The organism is Microvirga mediterraneensis (assembly GCF_013520865.1).
GTDB classification, from domain to species: domain Bacteria; phylum Pseudomonadota; class Alphaproteobacteria; order Rhizobiales; family Beijerinckiaceae; genus Microvirga; species Microvirga mediterraneensis.
In genome coordinates, this window is sequence record NZ_JACDXJ010000003.1 from 160,706 (window position 1) to 187,172 (window position 26,467).

The following is a 26,467-nucleotide window of genomic DNA, read 5'->3' on the forward strand; positions in this document are numbered from 1 at the left end:
ACGAGCATGTTGACCCATCCCACTCTCGAGTTGCTGCACGAGCTCGGCCTGCATGGCATGGCCAAGGGCTTCAAGGCCCTTGGCGACAATCCTGAGGCACCGGCGCTGAGCCATGCCGAATGGCTCGGCCTGATCCTGGATCACGAAGTGACGCTGCGGCAGCAGAAGCGCTTCGAGACCCGCGCCCGCGCCGCCCGGCTGCGCCATCCCGCCAGCGTGGAGGATGTCGACTTCCGGGCCCCGCGCTCGCTCGACCGGGCGTTGTTCCTCAAGCTGTCGTCGTGCGACTGGATCCGCGAGCGGCGCAACCTGCTGATCACCGGCCCGTGCGGCGTGGGCAAGAGCTGGCTCGCCTGCGCACTTGGGCACAAGGCGTGCCGCGAGGATCTGTCGGTGCTCTACCATCGGGTGCCGCGGCTGTTTGCGGCTCTCGCCCTGGCGCGCACGGAAGGCCGCTATGCCCGTCTGCTGCGGACGCTGGCGCGGGCGAAGCTGCTGGTTCTGGACGACTGGGGCCCGGAGCCGCTCACCCCTGAACAGCAGCGGGATCTGATGGAGATCGTGGAGGACCGGTACGATTCCGGCTCGCTGCTGATCACCAGCCAGGTGCCGGTGGAGACGTGGTACGAGATGATCGGCATTCCGACGCTGGCGGATGCCATTCTCGACCGGGTTGTCCACAACGCCTATCGCCTGAGTTTGACGGGCGAGAGCCTGCGCAAGACCCGCACGCTCGACGGGACGGCTTGACCTTCGCGGGAGTGTCACTCACGCTGCAACACAAGGACCCAGGGACCATCTTCAGGTGGCCGACTTCAGATCGGAAACATGGCCGGCTTGAAATCGGAATGCATGGCCGACATCACGTCGGAACAACTGGCCGACTTCGTCGGAATCCGCACCCTCGCACCTCTCTTCGTCATTTGGTTTGGTTTGGGCATCACATCCAAACTCATCCTTATTGTATCGCTCGTCTTCTTCCCAGTTCTAATTGCGACGCTCGTCGGCGTCCGCTCAGTCGATAAACGACTCCATGACCTCGCACAGGTGCTCCATCTCAGTCTATGGCAGCGCTTTCGCCGGATTGAGTTTCCGTCAGCTCTTCCGGAGATCTTTATTGGTCTTCGCGTAGGTGCCGTCCAAGCTGTAGTCGGTGCTATTCTTGCTGAATGGATGGCTGGTAAGCAGGGGCTAGGCTACCTGATGACGTTTGCAACGGCCACCTACAAGACGCCACTGCTGTTCGGAGCAGTCATCATAACGGCTCTCTTGGGTATTGCCGTCTACCAACTCATTGAACTCCTTGAACGTCGCCTCCTATCTTGGCGAGATCAGTCATGATCAACACAGCATCACGTTCAGCTGCCTTCCCCTGGCTTGGAGGACGCCCCACTCATCTGCCTTGTGAGGCAGCTGACGTGATGCCATCAGTTCTCCTTCCAGGAGATCCGGACCGTGTCTCGAAGGCGGCAAGTGTTCTGGACCAAGTGACGGAGATTGGACGCCGGCGGGAGTTCCAAATGGCCCGCGGCAAGTGGAACGCCACACCGATCACGGTTTGCTCAACCGGAATTGGCGGGCCCTCAACCGAGATCGCAGTCGTGGAACTTGTTAACCTGGGCATGAAGAGAGCGATCCGGGTCGGCGGCATGGGAGCGATTGATTCAACCATGCCTCTCGGCTCGTTTTTGATTGTGGACACGGCCCTTCGCAATACAGGAACAGCGCGCGTCTATGATCCTTCGGGGGAGCCTATTCCCGCGTCACCAGAGGTTGTAGAGGCGCTCGAGTATGCAGCGAAGACACTCAAGCTGCCGTTCCGCCGGGGCGCGGTTTACACCACGGATTCTTACTATTGGGGGCAAGAACGTCTGGCCCAACCGGGCGCCGACCCACGGGGGCTTCCAACCGCTGGATTGATGCGACAACTTACCGAAAAAGGCGCTGTCGGTATGGACATGGAATGTGAAGCGCTCTTCGCAGTCGGCCGGGCTCTTGGAAGCCAAGTTGGTGCCGTCTTGGCGGTGCATGGCAACCGCGCAACAGATCAATGGCTAGAAGACTACGAAGAAACTCAGCACAATCTCATTCGTCTTGCGGCAACAGCAGTTTCAATTCTCGACGCGAAGTAGGGCGTCTAATTTGGGAGGTCTCCGATGAAGCGTAGAACATTTATCGCAAGCGGCGCGGTTGCGGCGGCTGCTGGCTTCTTTCCACGTATCGCAGGTGCTCAAAGCACTGAGGCGGTGACCCTGCAAATCGATGGAGCCGCCGTTCCATTTTATGCGCCAATCTATGTAGCCCAGGAAAAGGGCCTATTCGCGAAGAACGGCCTCGAGGTCCGCATCGTCTACGCTGCCGCCGCCGATATTATGCGCAATGTGGCAGCTGGGAATGTTCAATTTGGCTTCCCAAATGGCGATTCTGTCATTGCTGCGAAGGCAAATGGACTTCCCGCCAAGGTGGTTCATACCACTTATCAGCGCGGTATTGGAGCAACCCTTTTCAAAACCTCCAAGAGCATCAAGACTTTCGCTGATCTGAAAGGGAAGACGGTCGCGGTCACAAGTCTCGGAAGCCCAAACTACCTTCAACTTCAAGTAGGGCTGAAACAAGCAGGCCTGAAGCTGGACGATGTTAATGTTGAGGTGATCGCCACCGGGGCGATTGTCCAAGCTCTGCAAGCCGACAAGGTAGACGCCATAGTTTTCTCAGAACTGCGCCGCTACAACCTTGAAGCGGAAGGTGTGCAGGTTGGCATGATTTCGTCAAACGACTTCCTGCCATCGTTCGGCAACGTCGTTGTGACCGGCGATCGGTATCTTCAAAGTAATCCAAAGGCGGTGAGCGGTTTCAACACCGCCTTCAGCGAAGCAATCCAGTGGGTGATTGATGGTCATGTCGATGAAGCGCTCGCTATCGCAATCGATAAGCATGCCCAGACATGGAAGGGGCAGGAAGCTCTTCTGAAGAGAGCATTCACAGAGTCATTCATCCCGTCGATCTGGCAGAGCTCATTGACGAAGCAGAAGGGCCTTGGCGCGGCTGATCTCACAGCCTGGCAGAAGAACATCGATATCCTGGCCGAATACAAGGTCATCGAGAAAGGCTTCAAGGCCGAAGATCTCGTGATCCAACCCAGCGATATTAAAGCCTAATGTTTTGGCCTCCGCCTGCCGGCGGAGGCTATCTCACCGACGGGCAGCAATGACCATAACCAACATACTGATCGCCTCACGCACTCTGACTATAGCTATAGTAATTTGGTGGGCCTTCGTCCTTGTGGCGAATGTGCCGGCCTATTTGCTCCCCGCGCCAGATGCTATTGCGTCACGCTTCGTTTTCCTTGCGCAAACTGCGGAGCTTACGAAGCACATCCGGGTGACTCTAGTTGAGATTGGCGCTGGATTTGTTCTCGGAGGCCTTCTTGGCGTTGTTTTTGGATGGTTGTTTGTGCGGCTACCACTTCTCGGCCGCCTCTTGTCTCCCTTAATTCTACTCCTGCAGACAGCGCCCAAGATCGCGATTGCGCCCTTGCTTCTTCTGTGGCTCGGACTGGATATGGGGCCAAAAATAACCCTTATCGCGATTGTGACATTCTTCCCCGTGATGGCTGGTGCCGCTGCGGGATTTGCGGCTGTCGAAAAGCCTTTCCAAGATCTTGGCACGCTTCTTCATTTAAGCGCTTGGCAGCGCTTCCGACGGCTTGAGCTCCCCTTTTCATTGCCGCCTATCCTCGCTGGCTTAAGGATTGCTTCAACCCAGGCGGTCACTGCGGCCGTCATTGGTGAACTTATGGGAGCGACTTACGGCCTCGGTTACCTCCTCAGCTTAGGACAAGAGAACGGCGATGCTAGCGTGGTCATTGTCGCAGTTCTCATCCTGTCTGCAATCGGCTGGGGTTTCCATGAATTGATCCGGCTTTGCGAAAGGCACATGCTAAGCTGGCACGCCAGTCAATTATCTCTAGACGCATCAGTGTAAGGTATTGACGGTAGAGGCTTAGCACTGAGTTCGCCGGTAATAACCCGCAGCGCTCAGATGATACCACATCACAAACATGAAAAGCCGATCTCTGTGCAAGTGAGCTGCGCCCTCTCACCCTCAATCGTGTGAGAATGGGATGAAAGAGCGCCATGCACGAACCTGTTATCAAGGCTCTTTAGGAGAGGATCGTCTCGAGATTCCTCAACTCCAAACGTCACGTAGGACGCGGAGCCAATTCCCAGATAAGAGCTTGTCCACGTCTCCCGCTGAGTAACCGCGTCGACGTAGCCCGTCTATAACGCGTGGCGTGTGGGCAATGGAGGAGAAGTCAACGTTCAGGCGAGTGTCCCACTCATACCAAGGGCCGAGGATACCTGTGATGTTTGGATACAGACCACGCGGGCCAAATGACTTCTCCCACTTGTCGCGATTTGGCGGGAAGCCTTCGGCAATATCACTTGCAAACCCCACATGCTCGATGCCAGCGATCCCCACCATGTAGTCTACATGGTCAAGGTAGTCATCCAGAGTTGGGCGAGTCTCGTGCTTGACCGCTGGCGACCATAGAACAGCGCCAATAAGTCCACCGTTGTTAGCAATCCCACGGAGAAGTTCGTCGGGCTTGTTACGAGGACTTGGGCACACTGCGAAAGCGTTCGCATGGCTGAAGACCACAGGCTCTTTTGCCTCCGCGAGGTAGTCAGCACTCGTCCGGTGCCCACAGTGTGAGAGGTCTATAAGAAGGCGGTTCTTATGCATCTCAGCCACCCAGGCACGACCGGCCTCTGTGATCCCTTTATCTGCATCGCCCATGTCAGGCGCACCATGGCCAAAGGAGCAGGGTTCATTATAAGTTGGTTGCAGGATCCGCATTCCGAGACGTTTAAACGTCGCGAGGAGGGACACATCACTTTCAACCATCAATGAGTTCTGGGCGCCAATGATAACACCGAGCTTTCCTTGCTGATGTGCGAGCTCAATGTCATCGACTGTTCGAACAATCAGCGCAATGTCGTCCATAGCCTCGATCGCGCAGAGATTTGCCTCGAGCTCCTTAAGACTCTTAGGCAGGTCAGACCATGGCTCAACGGCTGTTAAGTTGATCGCTGAAATGCCACCCTGCAAAGTGCGTTCGAACTGATCTCGAGTTACCGCTGCGCAGTTTAAGCCATCTATTACTAAGGGACGGGTTTCCTGTGCAGGCAAGGTGGCGACCTGTGAAGACATCGTTTCCTCCTTCATGAAGCAGTATTGGATAAGCCGAATCAATCGCTCCTAAACGGAATCAGTTAGCTTGGCAGGTCTCGGTAATTGACCCAAAGAATTCGAGCCGGCCGTGAGCCAGCATTCACAAAGCGATGTGGCCTGCTACTTGCAAAGCGAAATGTGTCTCCCTCTCCAAGAACGTGGCGCCGCCCGTCAACGATAAGCTCCATTCCACCTTCCAGAACTAAGCCAGCTTCTTCGCCTTCGTGAACGTAGGCGACATCACCAGAGCTTCCGCCTGGTTCCAGCGAAATGAGATAGAGGTCTAGGCGAGGCGTTTGGTCGAAGGGGGTGATCCAACGCTTTTCTGCCCCGGTGCTACGCATATCTAAGCTTTTGTGCTCTGAAGGACGCGCGACGATCCTGTGATGACTATCAGATTCATCATCGGCAGGGCCGAACAGCTCGCCGATGCCAACCTCGAGCGCATCCGCCAGACGTGCAAGCGTGCGCACCGATGCAGACGACAAGCCTCTTTCGATTTGGCTAACGAAACTGACTGATAATCCCGTCTCGGCAGACAGTTCTTTCAGCGACTTACCTCGTGCCTTCCGCAGATGGCGGATACGTCCGCCGAGCGCGAGGTCTGCCGGCTCGCTAATGGCGGCTGCTAACCCTGTATTTGCTGCTCCAGACAAATCCCACTCCCCACCATGGCCGGGCACCCAAAGAGTAGAGTGAAAATTTTGTTTGTAAATTCACAATGAGTGCGTATCATCGAAAAAATTATAAAGTTCCGCTCTGAGGGTCGTAGATAAATTCAATCATCTGAGGGAGAATATCGATGCAGAGAGCCCGACGCTCGATCTTGACTGCCGCTGCCTTGTTAGCTGTCTCTAGCTTTGTTCCGGGAGACACGATCGGCACTCCCTCAGCCTGGGCTCAGACAGGGAAGACTCTGACCATTGCTCAAGGATTCGACCCGCAGACGCTTTGGCCCAATGGAACTACTGCATCAGACAATCTGAACGCAGGTGGTGCAATCGTTGAGTCGCTGCTCTGGACAAATCCAGCGACGGGCAAGAATGAGGGCATGCTCGCAGAGAAGTGGGAGCAGACTTCCCCAACTTCGATGAAGTTGACCTTGCGCAGCAATGTAAAGTTCAGCAATGGTGAGCCGCTGAATGCTGATGCAGTTGTTAATAGTTTCAAGATCTTCATGGATCCAAAACAGGCACCTGCCTATGCAAACTATGCTTCTGCTCTTGATCGAGTTGAAAAATTAGATGACATGAATGTCGTGGTGCACACTAAGCACCCATATCCTCCCTTTGAGTTGATGCTGACGCAAGTCTACATCACACCGCCCGCTTACTGGACCTCCGTTGGCCTCGAAGGATTCGGCCAGAAACCTGTCGGCACCGGTCCCTTCAAACTTTCCGAGTGGGTAAAAGACAACCGCTTGGTGATGGAGAGGAATACTGCCTATTGGGGTAAGGGACCGACGGGGATCGACCGAGTTATATGGCGTCCCGTTCCGGATGATACTTCTCGCGTAGCCGGCTTCGTCACTGGCGAATATGACTTTGCAACAAACATTCCCATCTCTGCCATTGATGAAATCAATAGTCAGCCTGATCGAAAAGTCATAGAGACGCCAAGCTACCGAATCTTCCAGCTTATACAGTCATCGCTGGAAGAGCATGCGAGTCCTCTTTCGGATAAGCGGGTGCGCCAGGCACTTAACTACGCAGTAGACAAGAAAGCCATCATTGATAACCTTTTTGCCGGACGTGCGTTCGCGCTCAACGGGCAACTGCTTCGTAAAGAGCAGCTTGGGTTCGATCCTTCGTTGAAGGACTATCCATATGATCCCGAGAAAGCGAAGGCGCTGCTGCGAGAAGCAGGTCACCCAAATGGCTTCGAGATCACGTTCAAGTTCCCCTCCGGGCGTTACGCACAAGACCGAGAGGTTTCAGAGGCCATCGCCGGGATGCTCGCGAAAGTAGGTGTGCGCACCAAAATGAACTCTCTTGAGCCTGGTGAGTTTCTGCGCCAGCTGCGCGCTCGAGAGCTTTGGCCACTTGCTTATCTTGGGCTCGCCCCGCTTGACGACCCTGATTTCCAGCTCGCTCAGTATCGCTCGACGTGGCGCTACTCCTATATCCGGAACTCGGCCCTTGACGAGCTCATCGACGCGGGTGCCAAAGAGGTCGATCGCGAGAAACGTGCAGCGATCTACCGTAAAGCCGCGCAGCTCATGCATGATGAGGCGCCAGTCGTCTTCCTGTTTGGTGGATACGACTTCTACGGAGTCAGCAACAAGCTTGAAGGAATCGTGCCACGAGGAGACCAACGTTTCTTCCTGCAGAACGTCACTCTCAAGCAATGATCGCGAACGAGTGATAAAGGAATGCGGCTCCGGCAGCGACTGCCGGAGCAGCCTTTCTGGAGTGTCGCACCAATAAAGCGGCGGGCTCTGCTCTGGCGTTAGCGATCTCAACGGACTGGAAGTCAAAGGACTGATTTTTCATGGGAGCGTATATCGCCCGACGACTCCTCCTAACGATTCCCGTAATCGCAGGTATCCTCGTGATTACGTTTCTTCTGACACGACTGAGTGGTGATCCGACTGACCTGATGCTTCCACCAAATGCGACAGATGAAGCCCGTGAAGCGTTCCGAGCAGTCCACGGACTCGATCAGCCGTTGTGGACGCAGTTTTTTCATTTTGCCAGCAACGCCATCGTGGGGGACTTCGGCGCCTCACTGAGGTTTGGTCAGCCAGCCATGTTGTTGGTTCTGGAGCGCCTCCCAGCCACTGCAGAACTTGCAGCTGCTACCATGGCTATTGCTCTTTTGATTGGAATTCCGGCAGGAGTGATGGCCGCCGTATGGCGAGGGTCAAGCACAGATGTCTCAATACGAACCATCATGCTGCTTGGTCAGGCGGTGCCATCGTTCTTTCTGGGGGTAGTCGGAATCATTGTCTTTGCGGTTTGGTTGCGTTGGCTCCCAACCGGAGGGCGAGGCAGCTTCGGCCAGCTCATTCTTCCTGCAGCTACACTGGCTTTCAATCTCGTTGCCCTTATCGCTCGCGTCACCCGGTCCAGTATGCTTGACGTTCTAAAACAGGACTATGTGCGGACAGCACGTGCGAAAGGCGTTTGGGAAAGTAAGATTATTTGGCTTCATGCCCTACGCAATGCCTTTATCCCAGTCCTAACAGTGATTGGTTTACAAGTGGGCCTGCTGCTTGGCGGAGTAGTCGTCACTGAAACAATTTTCTCATGGCCCGGGGTAGGGCGCCTAGCTATCCAGGCAATCTACGCGCGCGACTTTCCCGTAGTTCAGGCGGTGGTCTTCGTCTTCGCAGTCACCTTCGTATTGGTGAACCTCATCGTCGATCTGCTTTATGCGGTTCTTGATCCGCGCATCAGTTATCGGTGATCAAAGATGACGGAAACGAAAGCCCTCCTGGTGGATACAGCTACGACATTGACCTCGGCAGAGGTTCCAACGAGTCGTTTGAGATCAGTGGCTGCAAGAGCAACCAGCTCCTGGTCCGCTCAAATTAGCCTCGTTATTTTAGGTTTAGTATTGATCTGCGCCCTCATCCCGTGGGTGATTGCTCCACGTGATCCATTCACACAGGACCTCTCACTACGGCTTTTGCCTCCTGCCTGGTCCGAACGCGGCGTTCCGGGATACTGGCTCGGAACAGATCAATTAGGACGTGATACGCTCTCACGTATCATCGAAGGGACACGCATCACAGTCCTCGTAAGCCTCTTCGCCGTCGCAGTGTCAGGTATCGTCGGTGTGGCGGCTGGGCTTGCTTCAGGATTCTATGGAGGAAAGACTGACGCAGTTATCCTGCGACTGATCGATATCCAACTCGCGTTTCCCCTCATTCTCTTGGTTATTGCGGTTGTTGCGGTGGTGGGGCCGTCCCTAACCAACCTGATTATCATTATGGGACTATCAGGATGGCCAAGGTTTGCTCGAGTTGTCCGGGGTTCAGTCCTTACCGTTCGGAATCTCGAGTTCGTCGACGCGGCTCGATCGGTCGGTGCGAGTCGGCTGCGGATTATGACGCATCACATACTCCCGAACATTCTTTCTGCGATCATTGTCTATGCAAGCTTCGAAATCGCGAGAATGATCCTTCTTGAAGCGACTTTGAGCTTCTTGGGCTTAGGTGTTCAGCCACCTACGCCGACATGGGGAGGAATGATTAGTGATGGCCGCAAGTATGTGAGTCAATCATGGTCTGTATCCATCATACCTGGGATTGCGATTGCCCTCGTAATTCTCTCCTTCAACATCCTTGGAGACACTCTCAGGGACGCCCTTGATCCTCAACTGGACGAGCGTCTCTGAACCAGGAAGCCGCAAGCCTGCCGCGAGAATAAAGCGGTGACATAGTCGCACTATAACATGGGAGCCCAGAGTTATGGATACTGCTACTTCGACACAAACCGCCATCGTGATCGACGGACTAAACTGTGCTCCAGTCACGCGTGAGCAAATGCAGCGCACGCTTGAGGGTGGTGTAAGGGCTATAAACCTCACGGCAATTCGGCCGCCTCACGATTTCAACACAGCCATGATGGATCTCTCCCGGACGCTGGCGACCATCCAAGCTAATGCAGATATCGCATGCATCCCGCTGTCAGCAAGTGACATCGAGGCAGCTCAAGCTGAAGGCAAGCTGGCAATTATCTTAGGCGCGCAGAACTCGGTGGTTGTCGAAGAGGATGTTGAACTACTGAGAATCTTGCAGCGCATCGGGTTTCGGATCCTCCAACCCACCTATATGGAGCGCAACAGCTTCGGATGCGGCGTTCTTGCAAAAGGGGGCGATGATGGGCTCACTGAGAAAGGACACCGCTGGGTCGAATTAATGAACGAGCTTCGAATGCTCATTGACCTGTCTCATGTTGGCTATAAGACCGCAGCCGATGTGCTTGCTCTGTCCAAGCAACCTGTCATCTTTAGTCATTCGAATGCTCGAGCCTTGTGCGACAGCCTACGGAATATCCCGGACGATCTGATACGTGCAGCCGCGAAGACCGGTGGGACTGTAGGCGTAACCCTTTGGCCTCCGATGGTTCGTCATGAGGCCCGCCCAACTATAGATGATTGGGCAGAGCAGGTCGCATATATGGTCAATATGGTCGGCATTGATCATGTGGCTTTCGGAAGTGATCTCTCTGAGAACAAGTATAAATCAGAGGCGGAATGGCAGAGTAGTTTTGGGCCGAAGGGAATATATCCCGAGGTTACTTCTGTTCTCGGTCCCTGGTTTCAGTTCGAGACAAGGCTGACACAAGGATATGAAAGTCTGGCTCAAACTCCTCGCTTAACTGAGGCACTTCGAGCGCGGGGCTTCTCGGAAGATGCCGCCGAGAAGGTTATGGGTAAGAATCTTCTGCGGGTATATCGCGAGGTATGGGGGGAATGATTCTCGGTAAAAGAGAACCCTCCAGTTCGGCGCGAAACGATACCGCTGAGAATGGTGACGTTGTTCTCAAGGTCGACGATTTAAAAGCTCACCTTCATGTCGGGGGAGCAGTCGTTCGGGCGGTGGACGGGGTATCGTTCACGATCCGCGAGGGCGAGACACTTTGTATAGTCGGGGAGTCAGGATGCGGAAAAAGCATGACTGCGCTCGCGATCATGGGGCTGCTCCCGAAGCCAGCCGGACGTATCGTCGACGGGCAGGTGACACTCCAAGGAGTTGGGGATCTCGCACAGCTGTCGTCCAGACAGTTTCGCGAGATCCGCGGCAAAGCGTTATCAATGGTCTTTCAAGAGCCGATGACATCGCTGAACCCGGTTTTCCGAGTGGGATGGCAGATAGAGGAAGCTATTCGGGTTCATGAAAATATTACCCGGCTAGAGGCTCGAAAGCGCGCCGTGGCAATGCTCGAGCTTGTCGGCATCCCTTCACCGGAGGAGCGCTATTTCGCTTATCCGCATCAGCTTTCAGGTGGTATGCGACAGCGGGTTATGATCGCAATAGCTCTTGCTTGCCGCCCCAAGCTGATGCTGGCGGACGAGCCTACGACAGCCTTGGATGTGACAATTCAAGCTCAAATCTTGCGTCTGATGAATCGATTGAAGGCAGAAACTGGTGCCTCTCTTCTGTTAATCACGCATGACCTCGGCGTCGTGGCACGGATGGCGACGCGTGTCTGCGTGATGTATGCAGGCGTTATAGTAGAAGAAGCAACTGTTGAGGCGATCTTTGCGTCACCGCTCCATCCTTACACGCGAGGACTGCTCGACTCTATTCCAAAATCGCGGGCTGGTGGGGAGCGGCGCCGTCTTAACACGGTTCCTGGGATCGTGCCCAACCTAGCCAAATTGCCAGCTGGCTGTCGCTTCGCAGACCGCTGTCCTCACGTCTATGGACACTGCCGGAAAGAGGAGCCACCCTTGGTTCGCCCTGTGCTCGGCCCTCTTGCTGGCAGTGAGCAGAAAGTTCGGTGCTGGCTTCACCTTGAGCAGAAGCACTAACGGGAGAGCGCTCGTTGACCTACGATCCAACAAGCCCGGTTGGCACAGTTATTAAAGGTGAGGTGAGCTCGCCGAGCGAGAGCACAATGCATGGACGGGTCGGGGATGAGCCCCTGCTCGTTGCAACAGGGCTAAAGCGGCATTTTCCGCTGCCCGGAGGGCTGTTCCGAAGAAGCGACCGTTACGTCAAAGCTGTCGACGGTGTTGATCTAACGCTTAGAGCAGGTGAAACTCTAGGCCTCGTTGGTGAGAGCGGCTGCGGTAAGTCGACACTCGGGCGCATGCTCGTCCGCCTTGATGAGCCGACAGCAGGGGATATTGTTTTTGATGGGCGAAATATCTCACAGCTACCCGAAGGGGAGCTAAAGGAGGTCCGCCGTAAGATTCAGATGGTCTTCCAGAATCCATTCTCATCACTAAACCCGAGGAAGACAATTGGCGATACAATCAGTGAGCCGCTTATTGTTCATAATGTCGGGGATTCTGTCAGTCGACGCAAACGGGTGATGGATCTGCTCGAGATCGTTGGCCTCCGCCCTGAGCACTATAGCCGTTACCCTCATCAGTTTAGTGGCGGGCAGCGACAGCGGATCGGCATTGCACGTGCCTTCGCTCTTGAACCAAGAGTGATCGTTTGCGACGAGCCGGGTTCAGCGCTCGACGTATCAATCCAGTCACAGATATTGAATCTTATTGACGATCTGCAGCGAGCCTTTGGTGTATCTTACCTCTTCATTTCACATGATCTCCGCGTTGTTGAGCACGTGAGCGATCGGGTTGCTGTTATGTATCTTGGGCGAGTGGTCGAAGAGGCTCCTACGACTGAGCTCTACAGATCACCTCGGCACCCCTATACACAGGCATTGCTAGCAGCAGTGCCCGTTCCTGACCCCTCGGTTGAGCAGCCAGACGTTGTGCTGGAGGGAGGCGTGCCGAACCCAATCAACCCTCCGACGGGGTGCCATTTTCACCCAAGATGTCCTCTTGTTATCGATCGGTGTAAGCTCGAGATGCCCCCATTGATGGAGGAAGCTGGTCACAAGGTGCGCTGTTGGGTCAATGGTCCTCCTGGGCTGAATGGTGGCTCGACAGTGTAAGTGGAACCGCCAAACTGCGAAGGGAGCTGCTCAGACAAGATTTGTCGTAACTCCTTGAAGGCAAAGAGGGAAGGGATTGGGCTGATTACATAGCTGGTGTTAGCCCGATAGCTGAGCTTAGAGGCTGGTGAGCAATTTTATTGCTCGATCCAAGTGTTTGATTCACCATAGGTTTGTGCTGGCCGCTGCTGCGGATATGGGCTGTTTGACGATCCGGGAGCCCTGCCATGGATGCCAGTTGCTACGCCAGCGATCTCACTGATGCCGAATGGGCGTTGCTCGCGCCCCTTGTCCCTCGCAGCCATCCAGCGGGACGGCGACAGACCTATCCGCTCCGGCGCATCGTCGATGCCATCTTCTATCTGCTGCGCACCGGAGCGCAGTGGCGGCTGCTGCCGCATGAGTATCCGCCGCGGTGCACCGTTTTCTATCACTATGCGCAGTGGCGCGAGGATGGCACCTGGGAGCACGTGACCCAGGTTCTGCGCGAGAGCTATCGCTGTAGAATCGGCCGCAATCCTCAGCCAACAGCGGCGATCATCGACAGCCAATCGATCAAGACCTCTGAGATGGGCGGACCCCGTGGGTACGATGGCGGCAAGAAGATCAAGGGCCGCAAGCGTCATCTGCTCGGTACGCATCCGAGCTGGGCCGTCTTGTAGAATTGAGGCATTTGGAAGAGCACTGGCTATATCGACGTCGATATGGACGGTGTTGTAGCCATGGACATTATCAGGGATCGTGAGCCGGTCAGCCGCCTGGATGTGGTCGACACGGGCCGCCGTCGCCGGTTCAGCGATGAAGCCAAGCTGGCAATTGTGGCCGAGAGCTATCGCGGGCCAAAGCAGGTGTCGGCCACGGCGCGCCGGCACGGGATCACCCGCTTTCAATTGAACAGCTGGCGCAAGGCTCATAGAGAAGGACGGCTTGGCGCTGGTTCATGGGATGGGTTTGTGCCCGCCCTGGTCGTTCCGGACGCTCGCGCGCCCTTGGAGCCTTCGCCGACGGCACCGGTGCCGTATCCCCCAAGCGGCCTCGGTCGGATGGACGTTGTCACCGCGAACGGGCGGCATGTGATCGTCGACCGGGATGTCGATGTCGATGCGCTGCTGCGGATCATCCGGGGTCTTGAGGCGCTGCGATGATCCCAATCCCAACCGGCGTTCGGGTATGGCTGGCGACGGGCTATACTGACATGAGACGGGGCTTTCCAGCGTGGGCCCTGCAGGTGCAGGAAGTCTTGAAGCATGCCCCGCTCAGCGGTCATTTATTTTGCTTTCGGGGCCGTCGCGGCGCTCTGACCAAAGTGATTTGGCATGACTCCCTGGGCGCATGCCTGTTCACGAAGCGCCTTGAGCGCGGCAGGTTCATCTGGCCGTCAGCGGCCGATGGCGTCGTGACGATCTCGCCGGCGCAGCTGTCTTACTTGCTGTCCGGAATTGACTGGCGTGCCCCTCAGGAAACCTGGCGTCCGACACGGGTGTGAGCCTGTTTTGCCATTGAAGTTGCTGGGAAATCTGGTTCAATGGTGTCATGTCATCGGCACCGTTCTCCCTGCCTTCGGACCTTGCCAGCGCCCAGGCCGCGCTGCTAGCTGAGCGCGAGGCACGGCTGCGCAGCGAGGCCGAGCGGGATGCGGCGGTTGCCGATGCCACCAATGCGAAGGCGAGGCTGTCCAGCACGGAAGCGCTGATCGCGTATCTGCAGCTGCAGATCGGAAAGCTGGAACGTGAGAAGCATGGCCCACGCCGTGAGCGCACCCAACGGCTGATCGACCAGCTGGAATTGCAGCTCGAAGAGCTGGTGACGGCGGCGACCGAGGATGAACTGGCGGCTGAGGCTGCGGCGGCGAAAGCACAGACCGTGCGCGCCTTCACCCGCAAGCGCCCGGTGCGCAAGCCCTTTCCGCAGGACATTGAGCGTGAACGCGTCGTGGTTGAGGCGCCGACGGTCTGCGGGTGCTGTGGCGGCGCACGGCTATCGAAGCTGGGCGAGGACGTGACGGAAACGCTGGAGGAGATCCCGCGCCGTTTCAAGGTGATCGAGACGGTCCGGGAGAAGTTTACGTGCCGGGATTGCGAGGCGATCAGCCAGGCTCCCGCGCCGTTCCATGCCACGCCGCGCGGCTTCCTCGGCCCGCATCTGCTGGCGACGATCGTGTTCGACAAGTTCGGACAGCATATCCCTCTGAACCGCCAGAGCACGCGCTTCCAATGCGAGGGCATCGCGCTGTCGACCCAGACCCTGGCCGATCAGGTCGGCCATGTCAGCGCCGCGCTTCAGCCGATCTCCGCCCTGATCGAACCCCATGTGATTGACGCCGAACGGCTCCACTGCGACGCTACCACGATCCCGCTCCTGGCGAAGGACAAGTGCACGACCGGACGGATCTGGACTTACGTGCGGGACGACCAGCCGTTTGGCGGACCTGCACCGCCGGCCGCGGTCTACTACGCCTCCCGCGATCGGCGCGGCGAGCATCCGCAGAAACACCTGGCCGGGTTCGGCGGCGTGCTTCAGGCGGATTGCTACAATGGTTTTAATCCGCTGTTCGACCCGGCGAAGAACCAAACGCCGATCACGGCCGCTTTCTGCTTCGCACATGCCCGCAGGAAATTCTTCGAACTGGTCGATGTCTCCCGCAATCCCCGGTGCGGCCAGAACGCCAGGCCGGTCTCTCCGATTGCGCTGGAGGCGGTCAGGCGCATGGATGCGCTGTTTGCCATCGAGCGCGAGATCAACGGCCGGAGTGCGACTGAGCGGCGCGCCGTGCGGCAGGAGAAAAGCAAGCCGCTCCTCGACGAGATGGAGGCCTGGCTGCGCCAGGAGCGGGGTCATCTGTCGCGATCCTCCCCGGTGATCGAGCCGATCAACTACATGCTCTCGCGCTGGGCCGACTTCTCCCGCTTTGTCGACGATGGCCGAATTTGTCTCACGAACAACGCCGCCGAAAGGGCATTGCGTGGTGTCGCCTGCGGCAGAAAATCGTGGCTCTTCGCCGGTTCTGATCGTGGCGCCGACCGGGCCGCCGTCATGCTGACGCTGATCATGACGGCCCGTCTCAACGATGTCGACCCGAAGGCATGGCTCGCCGATATCCTCGCTCGGATCGCCAACCTGCCGATCTCACGCCTCGATGAAATGCTGCCATGGGAATGGAAGAGATTGCGCCAGGGCGAGGCCTCCACGCCACAGCAGGCCGCCTGAACATCCACCATCATACAACAAATCGGATTACGCGCGACACTCAAAGTCCGCGTGGCTCCTCGGATGCTTACTCTGCTCGTTGATACGCAAGGCAATCTGTTGAAGAACAAGGTGCAGCCCGCCGACATCCATGACCGTGCAGGGGCCGAACTCCTGCTGGAGGGCCTGCAGCATCTCTTCCCGGCCATCAAGCTGATGTGGGCCGACACCGCCTATCGTGGGCTGAAGGATTGGCTGTGCAAAGTACTGGGCTGGAAGCTGTCGATCCCACAACACTGGTGGTCCGGCGGCGTCTGGATGCGGGCTGACGCGGAGCCGCCGACGCGCCCGAGCGGCTTTCAAGTACTCGCACGCCGATGGGTGGTAGAGCGAACGATCAGTTGGCTCACCACCAATCGGCGCCTCGCCAAGGATTATGAGCGGCTCGTCGAGACCGGCGAGATGCTGCTCTATCTCGCCATGAGCCGCATCCTTCTGCGGCGTCTCACGCGAAAGGAAAGATAATTGCTCACCAGCCTCTTAGCCATGATGAAGAAGGGTGTGCTCATCAACGCTAGACACAAAGGTTACCGGTCTTTCGCTCAAGCACAAATCAGTTAATCCTTATGGAGACAGACCGACTCCATAGGGCTCAGCAAGGTCCCAGAACCAGTTCTCATCCAAACTGGTATCTCGACGCTCTTCTTCTATGGCCAAGGGTTCATGATCATAGATTGCATAGCAAAGGGCCTCGTCGTCATGACGGGCGTAATAGGCAATGCCGTCCGCTCGGATGGGATGCTTGCGAAGAGCCGCTGACCAGGCTTGCGGAACGTCATATGGAAGACCACCATGCACGATCTCCGCTGTGGCTCCCAATCGAGCCAGACCAGGTCCCCCAAGCTTGATCAGCACGAGTGGACGGGTCACTCGCAGTCGCACATAGGCCTTCCTTGCAAGCAGATCGGACGGAATGAGAGTGCGCCCTGGTTCTCGGAGAAAGGTCTCAGCAAAAGCGCCACGCGCGTCCTCGGCCGTGTAGAGGACACCATACGACCCATCAGGCGCATTGAGGCGGCCATGCTGGCTGCGATCGAAATGGATTGGATCATATGCTGCCGTGAAGAACCGGTGGAGTATCTCGCCAGCCTCAAGGGTGATGAGGATCGGATCCCGGAGAGCAAGATCCGATGGCGGCAATGGTGCCGTCACGATCCTTGCTGACCCATGCGCTGGGCAGCGTCGATAACCAACTCAATCTCGCCAGCTTTGAGGAGATCAATCGGCTTGCGTCCGTTCAGGCGCGGATCGGGACGAACAAGAAAGTTCAGCACAGCCCAAGGGTTGTCTGTTGGAATAGCATCCTGCACAGCCTTCAAACCCGGCACGACGGTGCCGTCAGAGGTGAACTGCACCGTTGGGTAGGCACGCCGGTTGCTCGGACCCGGTACGGCCAGCAAACTGCCCTCCCGGACCTTGCGATCCACCATCTGCCGTGAGATGCCGTTCATCAAGACCCGAACTTGATCTAGATCGTAGGCGCCACCGGACTCCTTCAGATCGTTCTGGGCAATCTGCACGCCTTTCAGGAGAGCTTTGGCGCGCGAGCTGGGCTCGAAGGCTGACGCATCAATGGCGCTCTTCCGTTCAGATGGACCGGGCTTTACCCGTCTCCAGACACTACCGTGGCCTTTAGCTTTGATCACCAGACCGGGAAGGCGCTGAATCCTTCCAGATCCAAGCCGCCGCAGCTCCTGTTCCACCGCGGTAGTAGACGGAATGAGAGCGACTGATACCCCGTCTGGCAGGTTCCTCATCTCAGTAATAGCACGTGCGGGATCGCCCACCACCTTGTAAGGGTGGACTGGAGCCTCGGGCGCAGACTTTGAGTAACGCCGCACCTGTTGCCGGCCTTTCCTCTGAGAATTGCGGATCTGGGCCATAAGCTCCTCCTGCTCACAAGGTGAGCACTCCTACTTGACATGTCAACTTGGTAAACATTGGAAACTATGGAAAGTTTCTGTCGAGGCTCTTATTTCATTCCATGAGCTGGTAGAGGAAGGGCTTGGCTTGTAGCTCGCGATTACTGCCGATCACGACTATAATAGGACGAGATAACATTTCGCATTTACCTGGAGGTGTTCTATAAATCTTCAGGTTCAGCAGGCATTTAGACCTGATTGACATGTCATCCACGGGCGGCGCGAACGAGGTGCCTCCGCCATGCTCGCTGTCAAGAACAGGCCTGCGGCCTGCCGCCTCCGGCGGGGCCCTGCGGGCCTTCTTGACCGCTCCGCGTGCCGGCGGCCTCCGGTTTCCAAGCCGTGACGGCTTCGCCCGTCATGGCTCATGACGACCCATAACTTGTCAATCGGCTGCGCACCTCAAGGAGTTCGGTCACGGCGCGCTGATGCCGGCTGCGCCATTCCTCCGCTTCGCCGAGCGCGCGCTCATAACGGCGATCCAGCTCCATTTTCTGCTGACGCACCTCGGCCAGCTCCGATTCCAGCCGCTTGATCTTGTGGCGCAGCGCTACCTCGATCGTTGCGGCACGGCCGGCCGAGCGAACCCGGACCTCCTCGCCATCGATCGTCACAACCTGCTGAAGCGCCGCCGTGCGCAGTTGCTGGATCACCTCCTTGAACTGGCGATAAAGATACTCGCGGCTAACATTGGCGCGCTCGGCGACGGTCTTGAACGAGATGACCTCACCGTTCTGGCGCATGGTGCCCAGGATCTCCTCGACCGCACGCCGCTTGGTCACACTCCGCTGCTGGGCTGCCGCAAGCAGCCCGCTGGTATTTTCGCGTCCGGCCACTGTAGGTCCCCTCCGCCTTGATCGTCCTGATGATGGTCTTGATGTTTGCAATTCCCTGCTGCGTCCGGTCCATCCGCTTTCGACCGATTTCAGCCATGCGCCGATGGCCGTCCTGCTCAAAGGCTTCCACCTCGCCTCTGAGGCGGGTGAGGCTGGCAGCCATGGTGCGCATTTCCTTCTCGAAGAACGGCAACTGCCCGATATCGGCCCGGAAGTACGTGCATGTGAAGCAGGCTCCGTTGTGTTCACACCATTCGCCGATCTGGCCCGGGAGCGAGCAGAGGCCGCCCGGAACATCAACCGCCAGAGTAGCATCCTTGCGCAGCGCCAGTTCGGCAACCTTGTCGTCGACCTCGCCCTTGATGGAGATGAACTTGCCGCCACCCTTTTCGAGCACGGCCTTCTTCTTCAGTTTCAAACGCTGGTTGACATAGATCAGACTCATATCGGCCGAGGCATGGCCCAGTTCCATCTGGATCATCATGATGTCATAGCCGGCCAACGCCAGCTCGGTGCCGTAAAAATGGCGCAGATCATGCCAGCCGAACCTATAGATGCTGCCGTCCTTGTCACGAATGCCTTGGCGGATGATCCACTTCGCGATCACGTCCCGGGTGTGGCCAGGACTGAGATGGACCTCGGCATCGCCGAGTCTGTTCGGGAACAGGTATTGTGTCTTGCGGCCCCATGCCCTCCGGACGTCGTCCTGCTGCTCCTGGATGGCCTGGATGACCAGAGCATGGGCGGCATCGTTCTTGTGCAGCGGCTTGGTGTTCCAGCGCTTGACCTTGGATTGATAGAAGGTCAGCAGCATGAAGTCCGCGTCGTCCGCATCCGGGTCCAGGCAGTCGAACGCAAGGGCATGCAGGTCGATGGACCGCATGCCCGTGTAGCGGGCGATGATCAGAAGACGTTTGCAGACAACCGTCAGGGAGTCGAACCTCAGGAAGATCTGCTCAATGACCTCCTCGGGCACCATCGCGCCTTCGAGATTACGTTCATATTCATGCGTCCGGGGATGATAGCTGCGAACCTTGCGAACGTTTCTCTTATCGAAGACAAGGCGGCGCCAGCGGTATTCCGGGAGGTAGGCGGAGGCCCATTGGATCATGTTGAGCGGATCCGTATACCAGTTCTGCCCGGTAAATCCCCGCTCGTTTCCCCATGACAGGAACGTATGCTCGATGAACTCCTGTGTGATGTGTTCAGGGCGAGGCGGGGAATGAAGGCTGTACAGGCATGCTTCGATCTGCCCGAGAGAAGCAAGATAGGATGGCAGAGTGCGCGGCGAGAGCTCCTTGTGCTCGATTTTGTTGAGAACATAGCGCCGTGCCACGTTACGCAGCCACGGAAGTTGAATGCGGAAGAAGCTGAGATAGGGAGCTTTGGACCGCGTCACCGGAACGTCATCCGCGGGATAAACATCCTCCAGAAGAACCAGGTCTCTGGCCTCCACCGGCTTGGCCTTCTCGCGCAGGAGGATGAGGGTGAACACCAAGACGTTGGCCACGGCACTGGCCACGGGCCCATAGGCTGTCTCATGGATCGTGGCGTCCCGACGCCATTTGCTCTTCGTGGGGCGAACCGAGTATTCCCTCTCTGCCAGCCAATTCTCGAACAGGTTCCGAAGGGGCGTGCTTCCGCTGCCTGAACCGCTCTCGATGGGGTGCCCGAAGTCGATCAGGTGGCGGACCGCGGGTGCATGAGTGGATGCAAGGTCAGCACAGAAGGGGATTAACTGGACCGCTCGCGTGTACCAGCGATAGTGCCGGCTCTGTGGCCGTGACAGGCGCCAGGCAAAAAACGCCTTGAGTTCCGTCTTGTAGGGCTCCGGCACATCGACGAAGTCGAAACCGATGCCACCCAGCAACTTATCGGGCAGCGTTTGACCGCGCTGTCGGATAATCGATGCGGGGCGGCCTTTTCTGCCCCGTCCTCCATGGGTGTTTCTCTCGACGCGGCCACTCTTGGGCTCGATCTCCTGGGCGTCGCGGAGGATTTGAGCGTTCCGCGCCTCGCCATAACCGTCCGGCGCGTATAACGCGGATCCGGCATCGATCCCAAAGCATTCCCGAAGCGTATGGAAGCCCCACAGGTCTCGTTCGAGCAGGGCAGGGTGCAGGGCGGTCAGAAAGACCCGCAGGCTCCCGAGATAGGCGACGTCTGGGTCGTAGCTTCGGGCGAGCTTCAGAGCCATTTGAGTTTCTCCTCCGCCAGGCCGATACGCCGCAAGTCATTCAGGCGCTCTTCGACCTCCGCGTGGTTCTTGATCTGCAGCTTCTTGTACTCGGCATTGAACAGGTGCTTGTAAATCGCATTGGTCGTCTGCGGGCTGGCATGCCCGAGGCGGTCAGCGACATCAAGCAGGCTATAGCCTTGAGCGATCGCTTCGCTGGCGTGGGTGTGGCGGAACATGTGCCAGGTGAACGCAATGCCCGAGTTCCGGACCAGACGCTTTTGAATGTCGTAGACGTTGCTCTCAGACAGCCCGCGGCCGATTTGCGCTTTGGCGATGTTGCAGAACACATAACTCGTGCCGGCCTCGAAGGCCGGAAGGTATTCGTCGCTGGCGATATAGTCCTCGTACATCTTCATCACAAAGTCGAGCACCGGGATCGGCCGCGCCTTGGCGTATTTGACGCGCGCTTTGTTCTCGTGAAGGCGGGGCGTGACCCAGATGATGTTCTCCTCCAACCGGAAGTCCTCGTGCAGCAGGCCCCGCGCCTCGCCGATCCGAATGCCGGTCGTGTACAGGAGCACGACCAGGAAGGCATCGCGCATGAGGCTGGCCGCCTCAATGATCTTCAGAACCTGCTCCGGCTTCATCCGGTGGTCGACTGCCCGCTTTGCGGATGCCGCCTGGGCCTGATGGTCCGACCGGCTCTCGGTGCGGCGTCGCGGCTTCCGCTGCGTGATATGGGCCAGGAAAGGCTTGTAAGCGTCAGGATGATAGGTTCGCGGCCTCTCGCCGGCGCCAAAGATCAGCGCGGCGTGGCGCATGTCCAGAAAGGTGTAGAAGGCTTTGATTGCAAACAGGATCTGGTTGTGCAGGCTAGTGGAAACGTCCACGGGTTCCGGGCGCAGCGGGATGATGTTCAAGGCGGTCTTCAGATCCAGGATTGGGCCATGGCGGATCACCCCGGGAATGAAGCAGTCGAGGTCCAAGGGTGTGATCTCGCGGAAGCTCTTGCCCATGGCCGCGAGATAGTTGCCGAGCCGGACCACGTGCCGGGCATAGTGGGCAACGGTGCTCGGGGCGTGATGGCGCGCCTCCAGGTAGATGACGAACTCGCGGATCTCGGTGACGATGGCGTCACCGTCATAGGCGGTCCAGGTGACGTGGCCGCTCGGGAGGACGATGCGCTGCAGGTGCATGGGCCGTCATCCGCGTCGTTGACACCTGATGGTACGACTGTCAGGGACCGGCGCCAAGCCCTCAAAGGGGTAGGTCGATCACGTCGTTGACATGACCAAATGACCTATAGGTGTTCGCATAATTAACATTATGGAATTAGCTCTAGGATCTTTCCCACGCATACGGCGGGGCGCGCCACGATGAATGGCGCGCCCCGACAGGCTAAGGCGTTACTTCCGCAATGGCAGTCGCCATCGCGTCGACTGTCATCGCGAACGCTGCTGGTTGGCTCACCGCCGCTTTGAGGGTCTCCGGCCACTCGGGATTGCGCGACGCCCAGGACAGGATCTTCGACGAGCTCAGTTGACGCTTTCGAGCGCGATACAACGACGAGATCTTCGCTGGAACGGATTCGCGCACGAAGTCGGCGTTGGCCGGACGGATGGTTGAGAATAGTCGGTAAGCCTTCGCGAAGGTTTATTGCAGACCCGGATTGACGCCAACGCATCTTGCAAGGCGCTCGCGCCTATTCTCCGCCAGAGTTGGTCCTTACCAGCCCGCACCATATCGACGTGAGCTAGCTCGGTGCTTCTTCGCCTGCTCAATTATTGATCCGGCTTGGGTGCAGTTGAAACACCGGCGGTCATGGATAGGCTTGAATAGCCCAGCCAGGCTCCGGGATTGTTCAAGACTATCCAAGCCGTCTCTATAATCGAAGCAGCAGACCTAAGCCGCCTGGAAGCGCCATTCGATCTTGTAACGGTCCGCTGCGAAATCCTTGTGCGATACCTCCGGAATTCGGCCAGAGATCAGGTCGGCGAGCACACACCCAGAGCCGCAGGCCATGGTCCAGCCTAAGGTGCCATGACCGGTGTTCGTGTACAGGTTCCTGTACTGGGTTGGACCGACCACCGGCGTGCCGTCCGGCGTCATTGGCCGCAACCCGGTCCAGAAGCTGGCCTGCTTGACGTCCCCGCCCTGCGGGAACAGGTCCGTGACGGAGTGCTCCAGCGTCGCTCGCCGCGGCCCGCGCAGCCGCTGGCTGAACCCGGCGAGTTCTGCTGTGCCACCGACACGGATCCGATCACCCAGGCGGGTGATCCCAATCTTGTAGGTCTCGTCCATCACGGTCGAGACGGGGGCGGCATCCCTATCGGTGACCAGCATCGTCAATGAGTAGCCCTTCACCGGATAGACCGGCAGGTGGATACCGAGCGGCTTCACCAGTTGCGGCGTGTAACTGCCCATGGCGGCTACATAGGTGTCGGCAGTGAGCACCTCGCCCCCGTTGACCTGCACGCCGGAGATCCGGTCGCCGTCGGTGAGCAGCTTTCGGACAGAGGTGCCGTAGCGGAACCGCACGCCCAGTTGCTCAGCGATCACGGCAAGCCGCTGGGTAAACAGGTGGGCATCCCCGGTCTCGTCACCGAGAAGACGCAGGCCGCCGGCGACCTTGCTCTTTACCAGGCGCAGGGCCGGTTCCACGCCGATGCATCCTGCAGGATCCAGGATCTCATAAGGCACGCCATAGGCATCAAGAACAGCCGTGTCCTCCCCGATCCCGTCAAGCTGCTTTTGCGTGCGGAAGAGCTGGAGCAGGCCCTGCTCCCGATGGTCATAGGTGATACCGGTCTCCTGCCGCAGCTCGCGCAGGCAGTCCCGGCTGTACTCAGCCAAGCTGACCATCCGGCTCTTGTTGCGCCGGTAGGCCTCCTCGGTGCAGTTGGCCAGCATATGGGCGAGCCAGCCCCAGAGGCGCAGCTCGGTACGGGGCCAGAGCACCAGCGGCCGGTGCTTCATCAGGAGCCACTTCATGGCCTTGATCGGAATGCCCGGAGCAGCCCACGGCGCCGAGTAGCCGGGGGAGACCTGTCCGGCATTGGCAAAGCTCGTCTCCATGCCGGCGGCGGGCTGGCGGTCCACCACCGTCACCTCGTGACCCTGCTTGGCAAGATAGTAGGCTGACGTGACGCCGACAACGCCGCTGCCGAGAACGAGAACGCGCATGGTGTGACCCTCAAGAATGGATGTACTGACTGTGGTAGCGGGAACCCAAACCGGCGAGCGGTTTGTAGCCGATCGTGCCGGCATCCGCGTGAGCATCGAAGTCCTGGTCGCAATCTCTTCAACACCCGAGCCATAGGTATTGGCCTTAACGACAGCAGCGCAAGCGGCGGCTAGGACTTGTTGTCGAAAGAACCGATAGTTCTCCAAAATCGCGCTGAGATCGATCGTAGGTTTGGCACTCGCGCAATTGGCATCGAGTATGCCTATGGGCGACAAGCCGCATATCTGATTGGACGAGGCGTGAAGTGACATCTCTAAACTGCATCATTGGCATGATGACTGTGTCGCAATTATCGATGAATATCCTGCCTAAGAGTCGCAGCTAACGCGGAATTGACGTCAAAATTAGTTTCAACGTATGAACTATTCGCAGAAAATTCGAAAGCGCCTATGGACAGAGTTGATGAGCAGATCATCCGAATACTGCGTGCCGACGGCCGGATAAAGAATGCTGACCTCGCACAAAAAGTCGGGCTGTCCGCATCCGCCTGCCTGAGACGGCTCCGGATTCTGGAGGGTCGTGGTACGATCCGAGGCTATACGGCCTTGATCAACGATCGGTCCGCTTCGGCAGAGACGGTTGTTATCGTTCAAATCTCACTTGAGCGGCAGACGGATGAATATTTGAGGCGGTTCGAGAAGGCTGCCTGTCAATGTCCAGATATTCGGGAATGTTATCTGATGACAGGTGGGTCAGACTACCTGCTGCGTGTCACGGTACCGGATACCGCTAGCTACGAGCGTATTCATAAGGACGTTCTATCGCGCCTGCCTGGAGTGTCTCGTATTGAATCAAGCTTCGCTATACGCGCTGTGATCAGGCCGCCTGATATTTGAAGGTTCTGATGTGAAAAAGGGGCATGCCTCGAATTTGGATCACCGCTAAGGACTCTTGACAGAGGGGGTTATGTGCGGCTCGAAAACGCGTTTAGACCGTAAACGCATAAATGATTGCATTGCCGTAGATGGATAACTCTACCTATCGGACGGGGGGTGAACCTCATGCGACGCCACGAGTTCATTGTTTTTGAGCGAGCGGTGACAGAGGCTCTCTTGTCTAGCAGGCGCTGCGGCTCTGCAATAAGCGCATCACGCAAACGAATCCTTCAACGGTCCGCCAGAAGCACCTTGCGGATATTGTCCTTTTCCTCTGCCACCAAGCTTCTGAGGATCTCAGCAAAATTATCGGCAGGGCGACCACGCGGTTTTCCCCGCGGGAATATCATGAAAGCGCTATGGCGCGGTGCCGGGGAGAATGGGCGCGCGACCAATCCGCCATGCAGGTATCCACGTGCAACAAACGGATCGACCACGGCGATGCCCACATCCTGCATGACGAGAGAACAGGTTATCGAGCTGTAGGGCGTTTCGATCGTGTTCAACACCTCCACGTTTGCCTCCAGGAAAATCCTGTCCAAGGCGAGGCGAACCGGCTCGCCGCGTGCCGAGGTAATAAACCGTTCGCCCGCCAAGTCGTGCGGAGTGATGATCTCTTTCGATGATAACCGATGAGATTTCGGCATGATGCAAACGCCGTCTGTCGTGTACAGTTGTTCTGTCTCAACCGTCTCTTCCTCGCCGGGATATGAAACAACAGCCAAGTCGCAGGAATGCTCCCTGACCCATTGCGATAGTACGTTTGAATGCGCAGTGTGGATCGACAGGGCGACTTGCGGAAATGCCTCGCTGAAAAGCTTAATGGCCCGCGGGATCAAAGAAAGCGACAGAGCTTGCACCGCTCCGAGACGCAGAACACCGCTGCCCGATCTTTGAATGCGGCTGGCCGCCTCCGCCAATCTCTGCAGCCCTATGAAACTGCGCTGGACTTCCTCGAATAGCGCACGAGCGTCCGCTGTCGGAAGAAGTTTCCCCGGAACTCTCTCGAACAGCTTGAGGCCGGTCAGCTTCTCGAGCCGTGAAATCGACCGGCTGATATTGGGCTGTGAGGTGTGCATCATGGTGGCTGCCGCAGTCATGGAGCCTGTCAGCATCACGGCGTTGAATGCCTCGAAATGGCTGAGCTTTATCATCGCGGAGCTTGTTGTATGGACGTGGTCAATCGTCGACGGGGAAATATTGTACGAGCAGGCCGTGAGATTTGGCGAGTTCATTTTTTGACCGGAAAGGTCCAAGTTCGGCAATATCGACAAGCCGCACCTTCTCCTTCAAGTGGATATCCAGGCTTTGAGCGGACGCTCTTCCAGCAGAGCCTGGCTGCCGACATTG

Annotated in this window: 26 protein-coding genes and 1 pseudogene; 17 read left to right on the forward strand and 10 right to left on the reverse strand. The window is 57.5% G+C overall.

Features of this window, described 5'->3' with window-relative positions:
* Window positions 1-6: 6 nt before the first annotated feature.
* From istB to H0S73_RS24520, 5 genes are all read left to right on the forward strand, one after another.
* On the forward strand, window positions 7-750 hold the full coding sequence (gene istB, locus H0S73_RS24500) for an IS21-like element helper ATPase IstB (protein WP_181054828.1): 744 nt from the start codon (window positions 7-9) through the stop codon (window positions 748-750).
* A 102-nt stretch (window positions 751-852) separates the two neighbouring features.
* On the forward strand, window positions 853-1,341 hold the full coding sequence (locus H0S73_RS24505; RefSeq protein WP_246389447.1) for an ABC transporter permease: 489 nt from the start codon (window positions 853-855) through the stop codon (window positions 1,339-1,341).
* An 80-nt stretch (window positions 1,342-1,421) separates the two neighbouring features.
* Window positions 1,422-2,132, forward strand: coding sequence for a nucleoside phosphorylase (locus H0S73_RS24510; RefSeq protein WP_246389484.1), 711 nt, complete (start codon window positions 1,422-1,424; stop codon window positions 2,130-2,132).
* 24 nt (window positions 2,133-2,156) lie between these two features.
* Window positions 2,157-3,158, forward strand: a complete 1,002-nt coding sequence (locus tag H0S73_RS24515) for an ABC transporter substrate-binding protein (protein WP_181054830.1) — start codon at window positions 2,157-2,159, stop codon at window positions 3,156-3,158.
* Window positions 3,159-3,207: 49 nt separating this feature from the next.
* On the forward strand, window positions 3,208-3,984 hold the full coding sequence (locus H0S73_RS24520) for an ABC transporter permease (RefSeq protein WP_181054831.1): 777 nt from the start codon (window positions 3,208-3,210) through the stop codon (window positions 3,982-3,984).
* A 204-nt stretch (window positions 3,985-4,188) separates the two neighbouring features.
* Here the strand turns inward: H0S73_RS24520 and H0S73_RS24525 are convergent, their stop codons facing one another.
* Window positions 4,189-5,214 carry a dipeptidase gene (locus H0S73_RS24525; RefSeq protein WP_181054832.1) on the reverse strand — a complete coding sequence of 342 codons (1,026 nt, stop codon included), beginning with the start codon at window positions 5,212-5,214 and terminating at the stop codon, window positions 4,189-4,191.
* A 62-nt stretch (window positions 5,215-5,276) separates the two neighbouring features.
* Window positions 5,277-5,891, reverse strand: a complete 615-nt coding sequence (locus H0S73_RS24530; protein WP_181054833.1) for a cupin domain-containing protein — start codon at window positions 5,889-5,891, stop codon at window positions 5,277-5,279.
* A 146-nt stretch (window positions 5,892-6,037) separates the two neighbouring features.
* On the opposite strand from H0S73_RS24530, the gene H0S73_RS24535 reads away from it, so the two are divergent.
* From H0S73_RS24535 to H0S73_RS24585, 11 genes are all read left to right on the forward strand, one after another.
* Window positions 6,038-7,585: an ABC transporter substrate-binding protein gene (locus H0S73_RS24535; RefSeq protein ID WP_181054834.1), complete on the forward strand. Its 1,548-nt coding sequence runs from the start codon at window positions 6,038-6,040 to the stop codon at window positions 7,583-7,585.
* Window positions 7,586-7,725: 140 nt separating this feature from the next.
* Window positions 7,726-8,643 (forward strand): ABC transporter permease, encoded by a 918-nt coding sequence (locus H0S73_RS24540; RefSeq protein WP_181054835.1) that lies wholly within the window; start codon window positions 7,726-7,728, stop codon window positions 8,641-8,643.
* A gap of 6 nt (window positions 8,644-8,649) precedes the next feature.
* Entirely contained in the window at window positions 8,650-9,576 is a 927-nt protein-coding gene (locus tag H0S73_RS24545) for an ABC transporter permease (RefSeq protein WP_181054836.1), read from the forward strand.
* Window positions 9,577-9,649: 73 nt separating this feature from the next.
* The gene (locus tag H0S73_RS24550; RefSeq protein WP_181054837.1) at window positions 9,650-10,660 is read left to right on the forward strand and encodes a dipeptidase; all 1,011 of its coding nucleotides are present in this window, start codon (window positions 9,650-9,652) and stop codon (window positions 10,658-10,660) included.
* Window positions 10,657-11,718: an ABC transporter ATP-binding protein gene (locus tag H0S73_RS24555; RefSeq protein WP_246389449.1), complete on the forward strand. Its 1,062-nt coding sequence runs from the start codon at window positions 10,657-10,659 to the stop codon at window positions 11,716-11,718. The genes H0S73_RS24550 and H0S73_RS24555 overlap by 4 nt, the downstream gene beginning before the upstream one ends.
* Window positions 11,719-11,804: 86 nt before the next feature.
* Window positions 11,805-12,815: an ABC transporter ATP-binding protein gene (locus H0S73_RS24560; protein ID WP_181054918.1), complete on the forward strand. Its 1,011-nt coding sequence runs from the start codon at window positions 11,805-11,807 to the stop codon at window positions 12,813-12,815.
* 227 nt (window positions 12,816-13,042) lie between these two features.
* On the forward strand, window positions 13,043-13,477 hold the full coding sequence (locus H0S73_RS24565) for an IS5 family transposase (RefSeq protein WP_246389451.1): 435 nt from the start codon (window positions 13,043-13,045) through the stop codon (window positions 13,475-13,477).
* Window positions 13,478-13,537: 60 nt separating this feature from the next.
* A complete protein-coding gene (tnpA, locus tag H0S73_RS24570; protein WP_181054385.1) occupies window positions 13,538-13,960 on the forward strand; it encodes an IS66-like element accessory protein TnpA in 423 nt (140 codons plus the stop codon).
* A complete protein-coding gene (gene tnpB / locus H0S73_RS24575) occupies window positions 13,957-14,301 on the forward strand; it encodes an IS66 family insertion sequence element accessory protein TnpB (protein ID WP_181054838.1) in 345 nt (114 codons plus the stop codon). Before tnpA ends, tnpB begins: the two co-directional genes overlap by 4 nt.
* A gap of 47 nt (window positions 14,302-14,348) precedes the next feature.
* A complete protein-coding gene (gene tnpC / locus H0S73_RS24580; RefSeq protein ID WP_181054839.1) occupies window positions 14,349-16,022 on the forward strand; it encodes an IS66 family transposase in 1,674 nt (557 codons plus the stop codon).
* Window positions 16,023-16,085: 63 nt separating this feature from the next.
* The gene (locus H0S73_RS24585; RefSeq protein WP_425488248.1) at window positions 16,086-16,526 is read left to right on the forward strand and encodes a transposase; all 441 of its coding nucleotides are present in this window, start codon (window positions 16,086-16,088) and stop codon (window positions 16,524-16,526) included.
* Between the two features lie 99 nt (window positions 16,527-16,625).
* Here H0S73_RS24585 and H0S73_RS24590 read toward each other — a convergent pair whose 3' ends face one another.
* The 7 genes and pseudogenes from H0S73_RS24590 to H0S73_RS24620 form a co-directional block, all read right to left on the reverse strand.
* Window positions 16,626-17,213, reverse strand: coding sequence for an RES domain-containing protein (locus H0S73_RS24590; protein WP_181054840.1), 588 nt, complete (start codon window positions 17,211-17,213; stop codon window positions 16,626-16,628).
* Complete coding sequence (locus tag H0S73_RS24595) at window positions 17,210-17,944, reverse strand: hypothetical protein (RefSeq protein ID WP_181054841.1); 735 nt, start codon at window positions 17,942-17,944, stop codon at window positions 17,210-17,212. The genes H0S73_RS24590 and H0S73_RS24595 overlap by 4 nt, the downstream gene beginning before the upstream one ends.
* A gap of 404 nt (window positions 17,945-18,348) precedes the next feature.
* The gene (locus H0S73_RS24600; RefSeq protein ID WP_343058484.1) at window positions 18,349-18,819 is read right to left on the reverse strand and encodes a DUF6262 family protein; all 471 of its coding nucleotides are present in this window, start codon (window positions 18,817-18,819) and stop codon (window positions 18,349-18,351) included.
* Window positions 18,710-21,016 (reverse strand): tyrosine-type recombinase/integrase, encoded by a 2,307-nt coding sequence (locus tag H0S73_RS24605; RefSeq protein ID WP_181054633.1) that lies wholly within the window; start codon window positions 21,014-21,016, stop codon window positions 18,710-18,712. Before H0S73_RS24605 ends, H0S73_RS24600 begins: the two co-directional genes overlap by 110 nt.
* Complete coding sequence (locus H0S73_RS24610) at window positions 21,007-22,194, reverse strand: tyrosine-type recombinase/integrase (RefSeq protein WP_181054842.1); 1,188 nt, start codon at window positions 22,192-22,194, stop codon at window positions 21,007-21,009. Before H0S73_RS24610 ends, H0S73_RS24605 begins: the two co-directional genes overlap by 10 nt.
* Window positions 22,195-22,900: 706 nt before the next feature.
* Complete coding sequence (locus H0S73_RS24615; protein ID WP_181054919.1) at window positions 22,901-24,181, reverse strand: D-amino acid dehydrogenase; 1,281 nt, start codon at window positions 24,179-24,181, stop codon at window positions 22,901-22,903.
* A 117-nt stretch (window positions 24,182-24,298) separates the two neighbouring features.
* A pseudogene (locus tag H0S73_RS24620) lies at window positions 24,299-24,493 on the reverse strand (alanine racemase); the annotation flags it as partial.
* A 138-nt stretch (window positions 24,494-24,631) separates the two neighbouring features.
* Between H0S73_RS24620 and H0S73_RS24625 the strand changes: the two are divergent.
* Complete coding sequence (locus H0S73_RS24625) at window positions 24,632-25,078, forward strand: Lrp/AsnC family transcriptional regulator (protein ID WP_181054843.1); 447 nt, start codon at window positions 24,632-24,634, stop codon at window positions 25,076-25,078.
* Between the two features lie 269 nt (window positions 25,079-25,347).
* On the opposite strand, the gene H0S73_RS24630 is transcribed toward H0S73_RS24625, so the two are convergent.
* Complete coding sequence (locus H0S73_RS24630) at window positions 25,348-26,391, reverse strand: LysR substrate-binding domain-containing protein (RefSeq protein WP_181054844.1); 1,044 nt, start codon at window positions 26,389-26,391, stop codon at window positions 25,348-25,350.
* Between the last annotated feature and the right edge of the window lie 76 nt (window positions 26,392-26,467).